Below are 15,358 nucleotides of genomic sequence, written 5' to 3' on the forward strand. Positions count from 1 at the left end.
ATGACCCCTGCGGGTTGGCCGCGGGAGCGGTGCGGAACTCAGCCGTCCGCGGTCAGGACCAGGCCGGACGTCGGAACGCCGGTACCCGCGGTGACCAGCACCCTTCCCGCGTCCGGCACCCGGTTCACGGCCGTCCCGCGCAGCTGCCGTACGCCCTCCGCTATGCCGTTCATCCCGTGGAGGTAGGCCTCCCCGAGCTGTCCCCCGTGCGTGTTGATCGGCAACACCTCCCGGGCGACGAAATCGGCCGCCTCACCCCTCCCGCAGAACCCGAACTCCTCCAGCTGCATCAGGACGAACGGCGTGAAGTGGTCGTACAGGATCGCCACGTCCACATCGGCCGGCGTCAGCCCGGAGGTGCGCCACAGCTGCCGCGCGACCACGCCCATCTCCGGCAGGCCGGTCAGGTCGTCGCGGTAGAAGCTCGTCATCTGCTCCTGGCCGCGCCCCGCGCCCTGGGCGGCCGCCGCGATGACCGCGGGCCGGTTCGGCAGGTCGCGGGCGCGCTCCACGGACGTGACGACGACCGCCTGACCGCCGTCGGTCTCCTGACAGCAGTCCAGGAGTCTGAGCGGCTCGACGATCCAGCGCGAGGCGGCGTGGTCGGCGAGGGTGATCGGACGGCCGTGGAAGTACGCCGCCGGGTTCGTCGCCGCGTACTTCCGGTCGACCACGGCCACCTGCCCGAACGCCTCCGGCGTCAGCCCGTGCACGTGCAGATAGCGCTGGGCCGCCATCGCCACCCAGGACGCCGGGGTGAGCAGCCCGAACGGCAGCGCCCAGCCGAGCGCCACGCCCTCCGCAGAGGGTTCGCGGTGCTGGACTCCAGAGCCGAACCTGCGGCCCGAGCGCTCATTGAACGCCCGGTAGCAGACGACCACCTCGGCCACGCCGGCGGCGACGGCGAGCGCCGCCTGCTGGACCGTCGCGCAGGCCGCCCCGCCGCCGTAGTGGACGCGGGAGAAGAAGGACAGCTCGCCGATCCCGGCCGCCTGGGCGACGGTGATCTCCGGGTTGGTGTCCATCGTGAAGGTGACCATGCCGTCGACGTCGGCGGGGCTCAGCCCGGCGTCGTCGAGCGCGGCCCGCACGGCCTCCACGGCCAGCCGCAGCTCACTGCGGCCCGAGTCCTTGGAGAACTCCGTGGCGCCGATGCCGACGATCGCCGCGCGGCCGCCGAGGGTGTCGCGGGTGCGCGCGCTCATCCGGCACCTCCGGAGGGCGCCCCGGGCGGCACGGTCACCATCACCGTGCCCGTGACATGGTCGCCGATGCCGTTCGCGCCGACCACCCGGACCGTCACCGTGTCGCCGTCGACGTGTTCGACCGTCCCCGTCAGCACCATGGTGTCGCCGGGGTGGTTGGGCGCGCCGAGCCGGATGGCGACCCGGCGGAGCACGGCCCTCGGGCCGAAGTGGTCGGTGATGTAGCGGCCGACCAGGCCGTTGGTGGTCAGGATGTTCATGAAGATGTCGGGGGAGCCCTTGCGCCGGGCCAGTTCGGCGTCGTGGTGCACGTCCTGGTAGTCGCGGGAGGCGATGGCGCCGGCCACGATCAGGGTGCGGGTGATGGGGATTGCCAGCGGCGGGAGCTTCTCACCGGCCCGCAGGGCGGTCTCCTGCCTCATACGGTCTCCTGCCTCATACGGTCTCCTCCAGGGCGCGGAAGACGGGCAGTGTCAATTCCTCGTCGTAGGAGTGGAATTCGAGCCGGACCGGCAGGCCCGTGCGCACCTTGTCGCAGGGCGGTCCGACGACGTTGCTGATCATGCGGACGCCTTCGGCGAGTTCGACGAGGGCGACGGCGTATGGGGGATCGAAGGCCGGGAAGGACGGGTGGTGCATGACCACGTAGGAGTAGACCGTCCCCTCGCCGCTCGCCTCGACCGTGTCCCAGTCCGGGCAGCCGCAGTGGTTGCAGCCGGGCAGCCAGGGGAAGCGGAGCGTGCCGCAGCCGGTGCAGCGCTGGATGAGCAGGCGGTGTTCGGCGACTCCTTCCCAGAAGCCGGCGTTGTCGCGGTTGACGACCGGGCGGGGGCGGGGCGGCGGCTTGCGGGGGCGCGGCGCGGGGGCGTACTTCAGGACCCGGAAGCGGTGGGTGCCGACGAGGTCGCGGCCCACGCGGACGTTCGTGCGCGTCGTGACGAAGTACCCCGTGCCCAGCTTGGTCGTCTTCCGGTCCGACACCGACTCGATCACCGAGTCGAAGGTGACCTCGTCGCCGGGGCGCAGCGGCCGCAGGTACTCCTGCTCGCAGTCGGTGGCGACGATCGAGGTGCAGCCGGCCTCGTCGAGCAGCGCGCTGAGCTCGTCGTACGCCTGGGAGTGGCCGCCGTGACCGGAGAGGCCGCCCATGATCCAGGCCTGGAGCATGGTGGGCGGTGCCACGGCGTCCGGACCCGTGTACGCGGGGTTCGTGTCGCCCATCGCCTCGCACCAGTGCCGGATCATGGGCAGGTTGACGGGGTCCTTGCCCTTACCGGCGACGGTGGCGGCCCGTCCCTCGTAGGCCTTCAGCCGTGCGCCCAGCTCGTCCTCGCCCACTGTCGCCCCCTCGCTGCCAGAGAGGTTTCTGACTGTCCGTCAGATCTGATGCGGTGTCAAGGTCGCTTCCCCGCATACGGAACGCCTGCGCGGCGGCGCCGAAGCACCGCCGCGCAGACATGTCACCCCCTCCCACAGAGCACACCACCGGACCTTCCCCCGACCCCTCCCGGGGCCTTCCCCCGGACCCTCCCCTTCCCTTCCCTGGACCCTCCCCTTCCCCTCCCCGGGCGGTCCCCAGCCCCTCCCCAGCCCAGCCCGATCCCTCCCCGGACCCTCCCCGGACCCTCCCCCGGTCAGAGCCGGAGGCTCACCACAAATGGCCGAAGCGGATGGCGACGTCCTCGTTCCCCTGCTCAATGCCCGTGAACGCGGAGCCGTTGACCTGCGCGGTGTTGCTCTGGTTCGAGGCTCCGGAGCCGACCGCGTTCTGCTGCGTGGTGGACGAGTTGCCGTTGTTGTCGTGGCCGACGCCACTGCCGACGGCGCTCGCCACGCCCGCGTTCGATCCGTCGTCCGCGAAGGCGCCGTTGTCCGCCGCCGCGACGCCCGCGAACAGAGCGGCTGCCAGCGGCAGGGCGGAGACGGCGGCGATGACGCGGGCGGTACGGATGCTTGCCATTTCTTCCTCCAGAACCCGGCTTCCTTGCCGGAAGTACGTCAGGTACGTCAAGTACGGCTACTGCCAGGGGAGTTGGCCGACCGCCCCGGCGGTTGTGCACGACGTCGCGAGACCAGACTTGCCCACCGAATCCCCGACGAACCACCCCGGAAGCACCGATTCCCACTCAAGTGCTACAACAAGTCGATAAACCCCTTTCGCCACTTCGAAGGCGCAGGTCGGCGTAGTACGGGCACTTCCGACCCATGGCACATAAGGGATGAAGCGTTACGGCAGTTTTCCGGCCAATCCGCCGGCCTTCGGCGCGTCGAGCCCGACTCCCTTCCCTTTTTCGAACGTACGTACGAACATGGAGGCATGGCCACCACCGACCGGCAGGCCACGACGCTGGCCCTCGCACACGCCCTGTCAGCCGCCGAGCGCGGACTGGCCGTCATCCCCCTGTCCCGCACGAAACTTCCGGCCCTGCGCTCCCCCCACCGCGACGACCCCGCCCCCACGCCCTGCCACGGCGAGTGCGGCCGCCTCGGCCACGGCGTGTACGACGCCTCGGCCGACCCGGCGCGCATCCGCGAACTGTTCGCCGCGGCCCCCTGGGCGACGGGCTACGGCATCGCCTGCGGCCTGCCGCCCCACCACCTGATCGGCATCGACCTCGACACCAAATGCGGCACCGATTCCTCGGCGGCCCTGCGCGAACTGGCCCTGCGCCACCTCTTCACGATCCCCGACACCGTCGTCGTGCTCACCCCCAGCGGTGGCCGCCACCTCTGGCTGACCGGACCGCCCGACACCGCCGTCCCCAACTCCGCCGGCCGCCTGGCCCCCGGCATCGACATCCGAGGCGCCGGTGGCTACCTCGTCGGCCCCGGCTCGCGCACCGACCACGGCCTCTACACGGCCGCTCCCGGCACCGCCCACCTCGCCCCGGCCGCCTGCCCGCCGGCCCTGCTACGGCTGCTCCTGCCGCCTCCGCGCCCCACCCATCCCTCCACCCACCCCTCGGCCGGCGACCACGGGCAGGGCCTGGTGCAGTTCGTCCTCGCCGCCCACGAGGGCCAGCGCAACACCCGCCTGTTCTGGGCCGCCTGCCGCGCCTACGAGAACGGCATCGGCCCCGCCCTCGTCGCCCCCCTGGTCGACGCGGCGCTCGACACCGGCCTGTCCGAACGCGAGGCCCGCGCGACGATCGCGTCGGCGGCCCGGATGACGGGGCATCGGGCCTGACACGACGGCTCGTCCGCACCTCTGGGCCGGCCCGGAAACACCTCGTCCGCTTCTCCGGGCAGCCCGGAAACACCTCGTCCGGACCTCTCGGACGGCAGGGAAACACCTCGTCCGGACTTCTGGGCGGCACGAAAAACACAAGGACCTCGATGCACCACCGCCCTACAGTGCGGACCATGTCGCTGACCCGCGTGATCCTCGCTTCCGGCCACTCCGTCGACCTCACCGAGCTGCGGATGTCGTCGACGTACGGCGGCCTGCTCGAGGGCTACCCCTGCAAGCCGGTCAACGACATCCGCATCAAGGGACTGCTGCACACCGCCGAACGTGCCTTCCCCAACGGCCCGATGCACTTCGTCACGCCTCCGCGCGAGTACCCCGACCAGTACGCGGGCGCCTTCGGCCCGGTGGAGATCCTGCCGCCGGTGGCCTGCGTCGGGTACTTCCGCTCCGGCCCCCTCGACCCCGCGCACGACCCGGTCCTGTACCGCTCGGGACTCACGGTCGTCTGGTTCCAGCCGACGACCCAGGTCCCGTACGAGTGCGAGGCGGCGACGGAACTGCGAGAACTGGACTGGGCGGGGCTGGCCCGGGACTACGAGCTCTGACGCACCCGCGCGAACGCGAGGCCGAGGCCGAGGCGAAACAGGCCCGGGACTACGAGCTCAGACGCACCTTGTCGACGCGCCAGGCGATCATCCCGGTGGCGCCTCGGCCACCCCGTACGTCGATCCTGGTCCCGGCGGCCTTCAGCGCGAAGCGCACGGAGACCGGGACGCCGTCGCAGGAAACCCGCGCGACGGGCGCCGTGCGGGCCGGCACGAAGCCGACCTCGACGGTGCCCCGGCCCGCGCACGCCACGGTGACGCGATAACCGTTGCCCTTGGGCAGGCCGAGCTCGTCCTGTGCCCCCTCCGACGCTCGGTCCAGCCCGGACACCAGCGGGGCGCCACCCGAGATCCCGGCGAGGCCCGCCCGGGCCGCCGCCGCGAACCGCTGCTCCCCCTGGGCGGCCGTGGACTTCGAACGCCCGGGCGCGGACCCGGAGCCCTCAGGAGCGGCACCCGAACTGCACGCTGTCACGAGCAGAGCCGGTACGAGCGCGAGGGCGCAGGTCAGAACGGCGAGACGCGGATGCTCGGTTGTCATGCCCTGCAAGACAGCGGGGACGGCGGAACCGTTCCCGCCGCTCGCTCACGGCATCGGCCGACTCCTCGCCCGCCTGCGTTCGGCGATCTCCTGTGCGGCCACTCCGAAGCAGGCCAGGGACACGGCGAGCGCAGCGGCCTTGGCCCATGACTCGTCCAGCCAGAGATGTGACCCCGCGGCGGCCCCGCCCAGGGGGACCAGCCCCAGCCCGAACCGCATCCCGCGACGCGCCCACGGCGATCCCGCTCGCCCGGCCGTCGCCCGTTCGTCAGTCATGCCCAAATCAATACCACCACGCCGCCAACCCCCTGACCCCACCGATGAGAGGCCGGCGTGGAATCCGTCTTACCGAGAGCAGCGACGAGGCGGCCAGGGGGTCGCCGTACAAGGAGGGACCACGATGGCGCGGTATCTGATCTCGTTCGACGACGGATCGATGGACTTCCCCGAGGAGGACTTCCCGGCGGTCGCCGAGGCGTCCCACCGGGTGGTCAAGGAGGCCAAGGAGGCAGGCGTCCGGATCTTCGGTGCCGGAATCGAGCGTCAGCGGGCGAGCATCGTGGCCACCGACGGCACGGTCACGGACGGGCCGTTCCCCGAGACCAAGGCGGTCGTCGGCGGCTGCTCGATCATCGAGGTCCCGACGCGCGAGGACGCGCTGAGGTGGGCCGCGAAGATCGCCGAGGCGTGCCGGTGCGCACAGGAGGTACGCGAGATCATGCACGACCCCGACAGCTGAGCCACCGGCGTTCGCCGAGGTTCAAGGGCGTGATCTGTGCCGCCGTCAGTTCGATCACTAGCCTGGACGTCCACCAGCGTCGGCGCACAGACCGGGGGAATCCGCATGATCGAGCTTGGCGTCTTGTTCGGCCTTCTCGTGGCCGGGGCAGCGGCGTTGATCTTCGTGCTCTTGAGACGAGGGAACAGCGGAACGCAGAACGTCGACGGGCTCCTCATCGAGCAGGCGCGGCGGGAACAGGCGCACAACGACCGAGTGACCTACAACGCGGGTGCGGTGGACCGTACCGTGCCGACCTTGCGCGACCACGATCGACCCTAGCCGGACACAAAAACGGCCCCCGATCGGAAACTCCGGTCGGGGGCCGTTGTCACTGCTGACTTGGCGTCGGCGGGTCAGGCCCACCACAACGACCAGTGCGTCCGCAGCGGCAAGCTCTCCGCGTACTCGGGGAAGGGCATCGGCGGATCATCGACGATGTTGTCGGCGGTCGACAACACATGCTCCAGAGCCAGGAGCTCCGCGTGTGCCGCGTTCCGCGGCGGGCGGGCAACGGAGACGAACAACTCGCCTGCCATTCCGTGGCGTCAGCTAATTAGTCCCGCTTGGGCCAGATCGGGCCCTGATCAGTCCAAATGACGCCCTTGTTGCGGCACAGGCAGAAGGGGTGGCCGATCGGGTCGGTGTAGACCTGCCAGCCGTAGCCGTTCGGGCCGACGAAGTCCTGCCTCAGCGTCGCGCCGAGGTCGAGGACGCGGCGCTGCTCGGACTCGATCTCGTCCACTTCGAAGTCGAGGTGGAACTGCTTGGGGTGCTCGCTGTCGGGCCACTGCGGAGCGCGGTAGTCGTCCACCCGGATGAATGCCAGCTCGATCTCGCCGAACTGGATGCCGGCCCAGTCCTCGGAGCTGCCTTCCTTGATCGGACGGCTCGTCACCTCGGAGTAGAAAGCTGCCAGCTTCATCGTGTCCGGGCAGTCGATAATGAAATCGGTGAGTCGCAGCATCCTGCGATCTTGTCACGAGCTCACACCGCCTGAGTTGCCTCGAGACGAAGAGGTCCGTGCCCCACCCGTGCCCGATCGTGCGGGAAACCGCGGGGAGTCGCGGGCGCGGGCGGCAACGCGCAGCACAACGGCCTCTGACCGCCTTACCTGGTCAGAGGCCGTTCACCTGCGGAGGCGGTGGGATTTGAGCATCGAGCCCTTCTCGGTGAAGGGCTGCCGGTCGGCAGGGGACGCAGGGTCAGCGGCAGGGCGCACAAGGATGGTTCGGACTCCGCCGTCGGCACCGTCGACCAAGACAGGTCAAGGACCAGTGATCGCCTTGATCGTGTACGGGTACGACTCTTGCTGCCACGTGGTCGTGAACACGGCCGTCGGACGCGCTGCGACCTGTGGCACGCGGCCGTCCGTCGTGAGCGTCTTCGCGCTGCCGAAGGTGCCGGAGCGGCTGATCAGCCGGGCGGTGGCCTTCGTGACGCTGTACGGCGGAGTTGAGATGGCCGTGGTGGTCTGCGACACCAGCATGCCGTCGCCGTCGTCGTCCAGGGCGAGGTCGGGGCGGTCGCCGGCGCCCAGCGACGTGATGGCGCCGAGGGTGCCGCCGGCAGAGAGTTTGCGGCCGTACAGCTCGCGCTTGCCGGCGTTGTTACGTACCCACACGATCATCGAGTCGCCGTCCAGGTCCGTCCCGAGGGTGTGGTGGAAGTCCACGTTCTCCGTGGATGTCGAGATACGCAGCGGGTTCGACAGCGTGCCGGTGTGGCTCCAGCGCGAGGCCCAGACCTGCGAGCGGTCGCCGCCGCCGGAGTGGTAGCTGATCACCGCGTCGCCGTCCCGGTCCACGCCGACCCGAACCATGCCGAAGCCGCCGTATGCCGCGATCGGCGTGGTGAGCACCTTCGCCGCGGAGATCGAGGTCGCGGTCATCCGCTTGGCCACGACCTCGGAGCCGCGTACCCAGGCGACCACGAACTGACCATTGCGGTCCACGCCGATGGCCGGCGGCTCCGCCGAGCCCGAGCCGAGTGTGTGCACCGCGCCGAGCGTGCCGTCGAGCTTCAGCCGACGGGCCACCGCGTACCAGCTGCCGTCGCGGATCTCCGTCCACGCCACCATCGAGCTGCCGCCGGGCGTCACGGCGACCGAGGGCGTGGTTGCGGGCGACCCGGGGGTGGAGAGCATCTGCAGCGAGCCGACGAGGCTGCCGGAGGACGCGACCCGGCGGCCGACGACGGTGCTGTCCTGCTGCCACACCACCGCCGAGTCGCCGGTGTCATCGGAGTCGGCCTGCACCCAGCTGACGGCGCGGCCGTCCGGGGACAGGGTGCGGGTCGCGCCCAGAGTGCCGTTTGCGTACTTCACCCGGGTCTGTACGCGGAAGTAGGAGCTGTTGGCATTGTCCATGGCCGCCCAGGCGAGGAGCGCATCGCCGGAGCGGTCGATGGAGACCTGGGGGTCGTCCTGACCGGACCAGCCGGACGCGGTGACATTCCACGCGGACGTCCACGCGGCGTCGGCGTTCAGTACGAGCGTCGCCGTGAGCGCGATTCCGGCCACGGTCGCCACGGCGGCTGCGCCAATGAGGCGGCTCTTTGCCGAACGCCGGTGACGTGCTGCCTGAGGTGCCACTCTTGATATCCCTTCCAGGGCTGCCATGGACTCCACGGCAGCGAGGCTGTCCTGTACGACTGCTCAGTAGTACAGCGGCGTTGCGTGCGCATGCGTCACACGAGCAGCACAGGCTCCCTGCCTGATGACCTCAGTACCTGTAGCCGGGCCAATGCGGATCCGCCCAGCAGGCTTATCCGTTGGAGCAGTTCGTCAGGAGCACCTGAGACTCCGCCGACCGAGTTGGTCGTGCGGCATCGCGGGATGACTGGGGCAGGCCACTCGCGGAACCGTTGCCATGGATAGCCTTCCCGAACGCTTGGAACGCTCCTGGGGGCTTCCCATGCAGGCTGCCGTCTTCCTGCTGAGAAGCGCGCTTGGCCCAGGTGGCGGTCTCGTGTGCGCCTGGGAGCTCAACCGCCAGGCTTCGGGCCTGGTTGGAGGAAGCCTCGGGTCTTCTCTGCGATGACGGCTTTGCTTTTCGCTGCCCTGCTCGCCGCCTAGGGAAAACGGCGGCCGGACGCTGGACAGCAGAACCCGCTCGCGACAGCAGCGAAGTACAGCAACCCCACCGACCGGTGCTGACCACCCGTTCGCATCGAGGGGCAGCTGAGGCAAGGCTTGCACGGGGTGCCGTTCTCATCTGAGGGACGGTGTCCCGCTTGACACGCTTAACGAACGTCCACGAAGTCACCCGTCGCCTTGACGGCACTGGTTGTCATGGTTCCTCTGAACTCATAGCGCCAGTAGCGGTCGGCGGTTGCGGTGACCTTCGCGGTGGCGACCCCGGTGGAGTTCGTGGTGACGTAACCCAGAGACTCGTAGTAGCTGACGCCGGGCGTGCGGAACTCGAGGTAGGCGCCCTGGTTCGTGTAGCCGCGGTAGTCGTGGGTGTCCCAGAAGGGGTGTCGCTCCGGAGAGCGGCACCCCTTCTGACCTGCAACATCTATGACCTGCGCGGAGGCGGTGGGATTTGAACCCACGGTGACATCGCTGCCACGACGGTTTTCAAGACCGTTCCCTTCGGCCGCTCGGGCACGCCTCCCCGCGCCGCTCGTGATCGGCGGCGCGGGGACAAGAGTAACGGGTTGGCACGCGCGCGCGTGGGGCAGACGTCGCGAACCCGGGGAGGTACGCGCGCGTGGGTCGGTGGGTCAGCTGTCGCCCGTGCGGGCGCCCAGGGTGAGCTGGACCGTGTGGGACTTGCCGCCCCGCTCGTAGGTGACCGTGACCGTGTCGCCGGGCTTGTGGGTCCAGATCTCGCCGATCAGGGTGGGGCCGGAGTCGATCACCCGGTCGTCCAGCTTGGTGATGACGTCGCCCGGCTTGAGGCCGGCCTTGGCTGCGGGGCCGCCGGACTCAACCGAGGAGGAGCCGCCGGTGCCCGACTCGGTGATCTTCGCGCCGTTGGTGGAGTCCTCCAGGGAGACGGAGGCACCGATCTTGGCGTACACCGGCTTGCCGGTCTTGATCAGCTGCTGGGCGACGTACTTGGCCTGGTTGATCGGGATGGCGAAGCCGAGGCCGATCGAGCCGGACTGGCTGGAGCCGCCGAGGCCCCCGCTGCCGGTGGACTGGATGGCCGAGTTGATGCCGATGACGTTGCCCTGGGCGTCCAGGAGCGGTCCGCCGGAGTTGCCCGGGTTGATCGAGGCGTCCGTCTGCAGGGCGCTCATGTAGGAGGCGTTGGAGCCGGTGCCGTCACTGGAGGCGACGGGACGGTTCTTGGCGCTGATGATGCCGGTGGTCACCGTGTTGGACAGGCCGAAGGGCGCGCCGATGGCGATCGTGGAGTCGCCGACGGCCACCTTGTCGGAGTCGCCCAGCGTCAGGGGCTTGAGGTCCGACGGGGGGTTCTTGAGCTTGATGACCGCCACGTCGTAGCCCTGCGCGTGGCCGACCACCTCGGCGTTGTACTTCTTGCCGTTCGGGAAGGTCGCCGTCAGCTTGCCGCCGTCGAGGGCGTCCGCGACGACGTGATTGTTGGTGACGATGTGGCCCTGCGTGTCGAAGACGAAGCCGGTTCCGGTGCCGCCCTCGCCGCTGTTGGACTCGGCCTCGATGGTGACCGTGCTGGGCAGCGCCCGGGCGGCCACGCCCGCGACCGTGCCGGCGTCCCGCTTGACCGCGCCGCCGCTGGTGGAGGCGGAGACGGTGGTGGAGCCGGAGGTGTCGTCGTTGTTCTTGGCCAGCGTGTAGCCGAGGCCGCCGCCCAGGCCGCCGGCGACCAGCGCGGCCACCAGGATCGCGGCGACGAGCCCGCCGCGGCCGGACTTGCGCTTCGGCGAGGGCTGCGGCTCGTACGTGGAGCCCCAGCCCGAGTACGACGGAGTCGCGGGCGGCGGGGGCGGCCAGGAGCTGTCCGGAGCCGATCCCCCGGAGCCCTGCTGGGCACCGCCGGACTCCGCCGAGGCGTACGCGGGGGCGTGGCCCGCGTGCACCGGGTGCTGTCCCGGAGCGCCGGGGGCGCTCGGGGGCACCGGCGGGAGCGGGGCCGTACGCTCGCTCCCCTCGGGGGTGGCAGGTGCCGAGGGAGCGGGAGCGTCCACCGGCACGGGGGGTGCAGACGGGGCCGGGGGTACCGCGGTGCCCTCGTTCTCGGTGCTCACAGCTTCTCTCCTCGATCCACGGCTGTTCTTCTCGGTCGCACTCGGTCACGCCCGTTCTCGTTGTCGACGGTCCGCGCGCTGCAGCTGTGCATGTCCTTTTGTATGCCGTCAGCTTTTCCCATGAGCCGTCAGGGCACCATAAGCGGTGCCTGTGGGTCCGCGGCCATTCTTTATATAGGTCATGACGCGCAAAAGGGACGCAATCTCTGCTCCTCCGAACGCACGACTACCCCCTTGCGGTGGCACCATGACGCGGTGACCCACGCACGGCAGCACACGATCAAGGTCGTCGCCCACCGCGGAGCCTCCGAGGAGGCCCCGGAACACACCCTGGCCGCGTACAAGAAGGCGATCGAGGACGGTGCGGACGCCCTCGAATGCGATGTGCGCCTGACGGCCGACGGGCATCTCGTCTGTGTCCACGACCGCCGCGTCAACCGCACCTCCAACGGCCGCGGCGCGGTCTCGGCGCTGGAGCTCGCCGAGCTCGCCACCCTGGACTTCGGCTCCCGCAGGACGCGCGAGTTCTTCCGCACCCGCGACGAGGAGCCCGACTGGGAGTACCTCCCCGAGGGCCCCGAGCACACTTCCGTGCTCACCCTGGAGCGGCTGCTGGAGCTGGTCGCGGACGCGGGGCGGCGCGTGGAGCTGGCCATCGAGACCAAGCATCCGACGCGCTGGGCCGGACAGGTGGAGGAGCGGCTGCTGATGCTCCTCAAGCGGTTCGGCCTGGACGCCCCCGCGTCGGCCGACGACTCCCCGGTGCGCGTGATGAGTTTCTCGGCGCGATCGCTGCATCGCGTGCGTGCCGCGTCGCCGACCCTGCCGACGGTCTATCTGCTGCAGTTCGTCTCGCCGCGGCTGCGCGACGGACGGCTCCCGGCGGGTGTCCGGATCGCCGGGCCCTCCATCCGTATCGTCCGCAACCAGCCGGCGTACATCGAGCGGCTCAAGCGGGCCGGCCACCAGGTGCACGTGTGGACCGTGAACGAGCCGGAGGACGTCGACCTCTGCGTCGAGCTGGGCGTCGACGCCATCATCACCAACCGGCCGCGGGCGGTGCTGCGCCAACTCGACCGTTGACGGTGTGTCACTGGTAAAGACCTGTGAAGAACTCTTGACCCTTCCACCCCTTTGGCACCATCCTCCGTTTCCGGACACCGTCGAAAACCAGCCACACGACTACAGGGAGTGCTCCGGCGCGTTCGGTCCGTATTCGATCGTTTCGAATGCGTCACCGCGCGTGCATTGGCCGGTTTCCGGTACAGGCCAATGGGGCATCCACACCGTGGCGTGGGGCAAAGGAGGTCTCGGGGGTGGCGTTGGTGGTGGCACAGGAGGTGCCCACGTCGTCGAGCATGGCCGTACCCCATGGCCCTGCGGGCGTGGGGGAGGCGAGACACCGTATGCGCGAGCAGCTGCGCAGGGGCGGCGTCTCGGAGGCGGTCATCGACGATGCCGTACTGATTCTTTCCGAGCTCTTGAGCAATGCGTGCAAACACGGTCGGCCCCTGGGCGACGCCCTGGCCGGGGACGGTGACGTCCGCGCGGCCTGGCGCGTCGACCGCGGCGGCCGGCTCACGGTGGAGGTCACGGACGGTGGCGGGCCCACCCGCCCGGCTCCGGCCACACCCTCGGTCACCGCGCACGGCGGCCGCGGCCTGAACATCATCACCGCGCTGGCCGACGACTGGGGCGTCCGGGACGACGCTCGCGGCGAGGTCACCGTCTGGGTCGTGGTCCACGAGGACGTTCATGATCCCGATGCCGGGCACCGCCGCGACGACTTCGCTACGCGCGTCACAGCGCCGACGGTGTCCCGGATCCCGGCGATGCCGAGCCTGGACTTCGCGGACGCGTTCGACGACCTGGACTAGCCCGGCCACCACCGGCGGCGCAGCCCCGGCCCGGCGTGCTCGTCCACAGGGCCCGTCATCCATGGCGTGAACGGCTAGGCTCCCGCCGTACAGACGAGCCGTAACCGGGAGACACCCACGATGGCCAAGAAGCGACCCCCCACCAAGGCCAAGCGGCCTCAGATCACCGGCGGAGCCCGCGTCGCAGTCGCTGACGGGGACGTTCCGGTCGTCGGCGCGCGCGAGCCCTGCCCCTGCGGCAGCGGCCGCCGTTACAAGGCCTGCCACGGAAGGGCCGCCGCGCAGGCGGTGACCGAGCTGGTGCAGCGCCCCTTCGAGGGTCTGCCCGGGGAGTGCGACTGGGTGGCGCTGCGCGAGCTGGTGCCCGCGGCCACGGTCGAGCTGCCCCTGAAGGACGGTCTCCCCGAGGGCGTCCCGTCGGTCACCCTCGCCACGGTGCTGCCGATGGCCTGGCCGGCGCTGCGCCGCGACGACGGCTCGGTCCTGCTCGGCCTGCAGAACGACACGGCCTCGGGCGACATCAGCCGCGACCTCGCCGACACCCTCCAGCGCGCGCTGGCCGCCGAGCCGGGCACCCCGGTCGAGGGGCGGCGCGCTCCCGCGGAGGGCCCGCGACTGCAGGACCTGCTCGATTCCGAAGGCGCGTTCGAGCCAGTTGTGCACGAGGGTTTCGAGTTCTGGGTGCCGGACGCGGAGAACGCCACGCCCGAGGTGGCCGCCTCCCTGGAGCGGGCCAACGCCGCGGCGATCCCGACCGTGAAGCTGTCCGGCGTGGACGCGGCGTACTGGTGCCGTACACCGGACAAGAACCACCTGCGGTGGGTCATGCCGCATCCGGAGGAGCGGCTTCTGGACGCCCTCGCGCGCCTGCACGCGGCGGGCCGCTCGCACCTCGGTGAAGGCACCCGCCTCGTGGGTTCCTTCCGGGCTCACGGGCTCATCGTGCCGGTCTGGGACCTGCCGAGCCCGGTCACGGCGGAGGACATCGAGAAGCCGGCCGCCGAGTTCGCCGAGCGCCTCGCGGCAGCCCTCGCCTCGGACGCGCCGCTGACCGCCGACGAGCGTCGCGCGCGCGGCGGTCTCACCAACCGGCAGGTCACGCTCAGTTGACGGGCCGTGACGACATCGGGCTCGGCTGACCGACCGGTCAGCCGAGCCGTCTCGTCCGCATGTGGTGGCTCCGCCCACAAGTCCCGTGGGGATCAAGCAATTACGTGACCGGAAAGCCCGGATCGAATTTGCGAACCGCCGATCTCTTGTTACCGTTCCAGTAGCCCGGTTGCTGGTGCATCCCCCGTCGCCAGCAACCGGGTCTTTTCATGCCCGCGGCTCCCTTACGGAACGACCTCCTCCGTCAACTGTCCATCCTGGGCTCGGAGTTGCTCCCCGACCGCAGCAGCAGCGGCCCGCTCGCGCGCTTCGCCGCGAACTCCGCGACGGCCGAGTAGGCGTCCGGCGTCCCCCGGGTCCGCTCCCGGGGCGTCTCGCACATCCCCGGCTCGTCCTCGGCGCCGACCGCACAGCTCGTCTGCACCGTGTGTCCGCCGGGCCCCATGACACTCAGTACGGCGTCCAGGGCGTCGCCCGTGGTGTTGCGGTAGTAGGTGCGCGCCCAGGTGCCCTCACCCTGGGTGAGTACACAGGTCTGCGCCTCGATGCCGTCCGGCGAGGTGAGGGAGGGGCCGCAGCGGGCGGCGGTGGCCAGGCCCAGACCGAGCAGCAGGGGAGAGCCGGTGGGTTGCGCGGAGGGCGCCTTGGCGTCACCCGTGGGCGGCGAGGAGTGAACGGGCCGCCGCGCGGGGGCCCGTACGACGGCACTGCCCTTGTCGCCCGCCGGCCCCGCCGACGCCACGGCCAGCGGCAGCACGACCGCCGCCACCACGACGCCCGCCAGGGCGAGCAGGCGGATCCTTCGGGGGTCTCGCCCGCTGCGGAGCGGCTGTGGGGCCCTGTGTCCCCCGGAATGACGCGGCATAAGGCG

General features: G+C 70.6%; 19 protein-coding genes and 1 tRNA gene. 7 read left to right on the plus strand and 13 right to left on the minus strand.

The features are described 5' to 3' along the window. Positions 1-38 precede the first annotated feature (38 nt). From FBY22_RS40380 to FBY22_RS40395, 4 genes are all read right to left on the minus strand, one after another. A complete protein-coding gene (locus FBY22_RS40380; protein WP_142153428.1) occupies positions 39-1,205 on the minus strand; it encodes a lipid-transfer protein in 1,167 nt (388 codons plus the stop codon). Further along, on the minus strand, positions 1,202-1,627 hold the full coding sequence (locus FBY22_RS40385) for a MaoC family dehydratase (protein WP_142153430.1): 426 nt from the start codon (positions 1,625-1,627) through the stop codon (positions 1,202-1,204). Before FBY22_RS40385 ends, FBY22_RS40380 begins: the two co-directional genes overlap by 4 nt. Positions 1,628-1,640: 13 nt before the next feature. Further along, on the minus strand, positions 1,641-2,543 hold the full coding sequence (locus tag FBY22_RS40390) for a bifunctional MaoC family dehydratase N-terminal/OB-fold nucleic acid binding domain-containing protein (protein ID WP_142153432.1): 903 nt from the start codon (positions 2,541-2,543) through the stop codon (positions 1,641-1,643). 310 nt (positions 2,544-2,853) lie between these two features. Continuing rightward, the gene (locus FBY22_RS40395) at positions 2,854-3,165 is read right to left on the minus strand and encodes a hypothetical protein (RefSeq protein WP_142153434.1); all 312 of its coding nucleotides are present in this window, start codon (positions 3,163-3,165) and stop codon (positions 2,854-2,856) included. A 357-nt stretch (positions 3,166-3,522) separates the two neighbouring features. Here FBY22_RS40395 and FBY22_RS40400 point away from each other — a divergent pair, with 357 nt between their 5' ends. Next, on the plus strand, positions 3,523-4,392 hold the full coding sequence (locus FBY22_RS40400) for a bifunctional DNA primase/polymerase (RefSeq protein WP_142153436.1): 870 nt from the start codon (positions 3,523-3,525) through the stop codon (positions 4,390-4,392). Positions 4,393-4,568: 176 nt separating this feature from the next. After that, positions 4,569-5,000 carry a hypothetical protein gene (locus FBY22_RS40405; protein WP_260845373.1) on the plus strand — a complete coding sequence of 144 codons (432 nt, stop codon included), beginning with the start codon at positions 4,569-4,571 and terminating at the stop codon, positions 4,998-5,000. A gap of 49 nt (positions 5,001-5,049) precedes the next feature. Here FBY22_RS40405 and FBY22_RS40410 read toward each other — a convergent pair whose 3' ends face one another. After that, complete coding sequence (locus FBY22_RS40410) at positions 5,050-5,541, minus strand: hypothetical protein (protein ID WP_142153440.1); 492 nt, start codon at positions 5,539-5,541, stop codon at positions 5,050-5,052. 45 nt (positions 5,542-5,586) lie between these two features. After that, positions 5,587-5,817 (minus strand): hypothetical protein, encoded by a 231-nt coding sequence (locus FBY22_RS40415; protein WP_142153441.1) that lies wholly within the window; start codon positions 5,815-5,817, stop codon positions 5,587-5,589. Positions 5,818-5,941: 124 nt separating this feature from the next. Here FBY22_RS40415 and FBY22_RS40420 point away from each other — a divergent pair, with 124 nt between their 5' ends. Both FBY22_RS40420 and FBY22_RS40425 read left to right on the plus strand, forming a co-directional pair. Then, complete coding sequence (locus tag FBY22_RS40420; RefSeq protein ID WP_142153443.1) at positions 5,942-6,280, plus strand: YciI family protein; 339 nt, start codon at positions 5,942-5,944, stop codon at positions 6,278-6,280. 105 nt (positions 6,281-6,385) lie between these two features. After that, the gene (locus FBY22_RS40425; protein WP_142153445.1) at positions 6,386-6,601 is read left to right on the plus strand and encodes a hypothetical protein; all 216 of its coding nucleotides are present in this window, start codon (positions 6,386-6,388) and stop codon (positions 6,599-6,601) included. Positions 6,602-6,675: 74 nt separating this feature from the next. On the opposite strand, the gene FBY22_RS40430 is transcribed toward FBY22_RS40425, so the two are convergent. The 6 genes from FBY22_RS40430 to FBY22_RS40455 form a co-directional block, all read right to left on the minus strand. Further along, complete coding sequence (locus FBY22_RS40430) at positions 6,676-6,858, minus strand: DUF4253 domain-containing protein (protein WP_260845374.1); 183 nt, start codon at positions 6,856-6,858, stop codon at positions 6,676-6,678. A 17-nt stretch (positions 6,859-6,875) separates the two neighbouring features. Beyond that, positions 6,876-7,286, minus strand: a complete 411-nt coding sequence (locus tag FBY22_RS40435) for a VOC family protein (protein ID WP_142153447.1) — start codon at positions 7,284-7,286, stop codon at positions 6,876-6,878. Between the two features lie 300 nt (positions 7,287-7,586). Next, positions 7,587-8,840 carry a hypothetical protein gene (locus FBY22_RS40440; RefSeq protein WP_260845375.1) on the minus strand — a complete coding sequence of 418 codons (1,254 nt, stop codon included), beginning with the start codon at positions 8,838-8,840 and terminating at the stop codon, positions 7,587-7,589. 722 nt (positions 8,841-9,562) lie between these two features. Then, a complete protein-coding gene (locus FBY22_RS40445; protein ID WP_142153449.1) occupies positions 9,563-9,874 on the minus strand; it encodes a hypothetical protein in 312 nt (103 codons plus the stop codon). Then, a tRNA-Ser gene (locus tag FBY22_RS40450) sits at positions 9,850-9,936 on the minus strand. Before FBY22_RS40450 ends, FBY22_RS40445 begins: the two co-directional genes overlap by 25 nt. 109 nt (positions 9,937-10,045) lie before the next feature. Then, positions 10,046-11,500, minus strand: coding sequence for a S1C family serine protease (locus FBY22_RS40455; protein WP_142153451.1), 1,455 nt, complete (start codon positions 11,498-11,500; stop codon positions 10,046-10,048). 255 nt (positions 11,501-11,755) lie between these two features. On the opposite strand from FBY22_RS40455, the gene FBY22_RS40460 reads away from it, so the two are divergent. From FBY22_RS40460 to FBY22_RS40470, 3 genes are all read left to right on the plus strand, one after another. Beyond that, entirely contained in the window at positions 11,756-12,583 is an 828-nt protein-coding gene (locus FBY22_RS40460; RefSeq protein WP_142153453.1) for a glycerophosphodiester phosphodiesterase, read from the plus strand. A 146-nt stretch (positions 12,584-12,729) separates the two neighbouring features. Continuing rightward, entirely contained in the window at positions 12,730-13,377 is a 648-nt protein-coding gene (locus FBY22_RS40465) for an ATP-binding protein (protein ID WP_063824473.1), read from the plus strand. Positions 13,378-13,497: 120 nt separating this feature from the next. Next, a complete protein-coding gene (locus tag FBY22_RS40470; protein ID WP_142153455.1) occupies positions 13,498-14,487 on the plus strand; it encodes a DUF5926 family protein in 990 nt (329 codons plus the stop codon). Between the two features lie 244 nt (positions 14,488-14,731). Here the strand turns inward: FBY22_RS40470 and FBY22_RS40475 are convergent, their stop codons facing one another. After that, the gene (locus FBY22_RS40475) at positions 14,732-15,352 is read right to left on the minus strand and encodes a hypothetical protein (protein ID WP_260845376.1); all 621 of its coding nucleotides are present in this window, start codon (positions 15,350-15,352) and stop codon (positions 14,732-14,734) included. Between the last annotated feature and the right edge of the window lie 6 nt (positions 15,353-15,358).

The sequence above is a fragment of the Streptomyces sp. SLBN-31 genome (assembly GCF_006715395.1).
Taxonomy (GTDB): domain Bacteria; phylum Actinomycetota; class Actinomycetes; order Streptomycetales; family Streptomycetaceae; genus Streptomyces.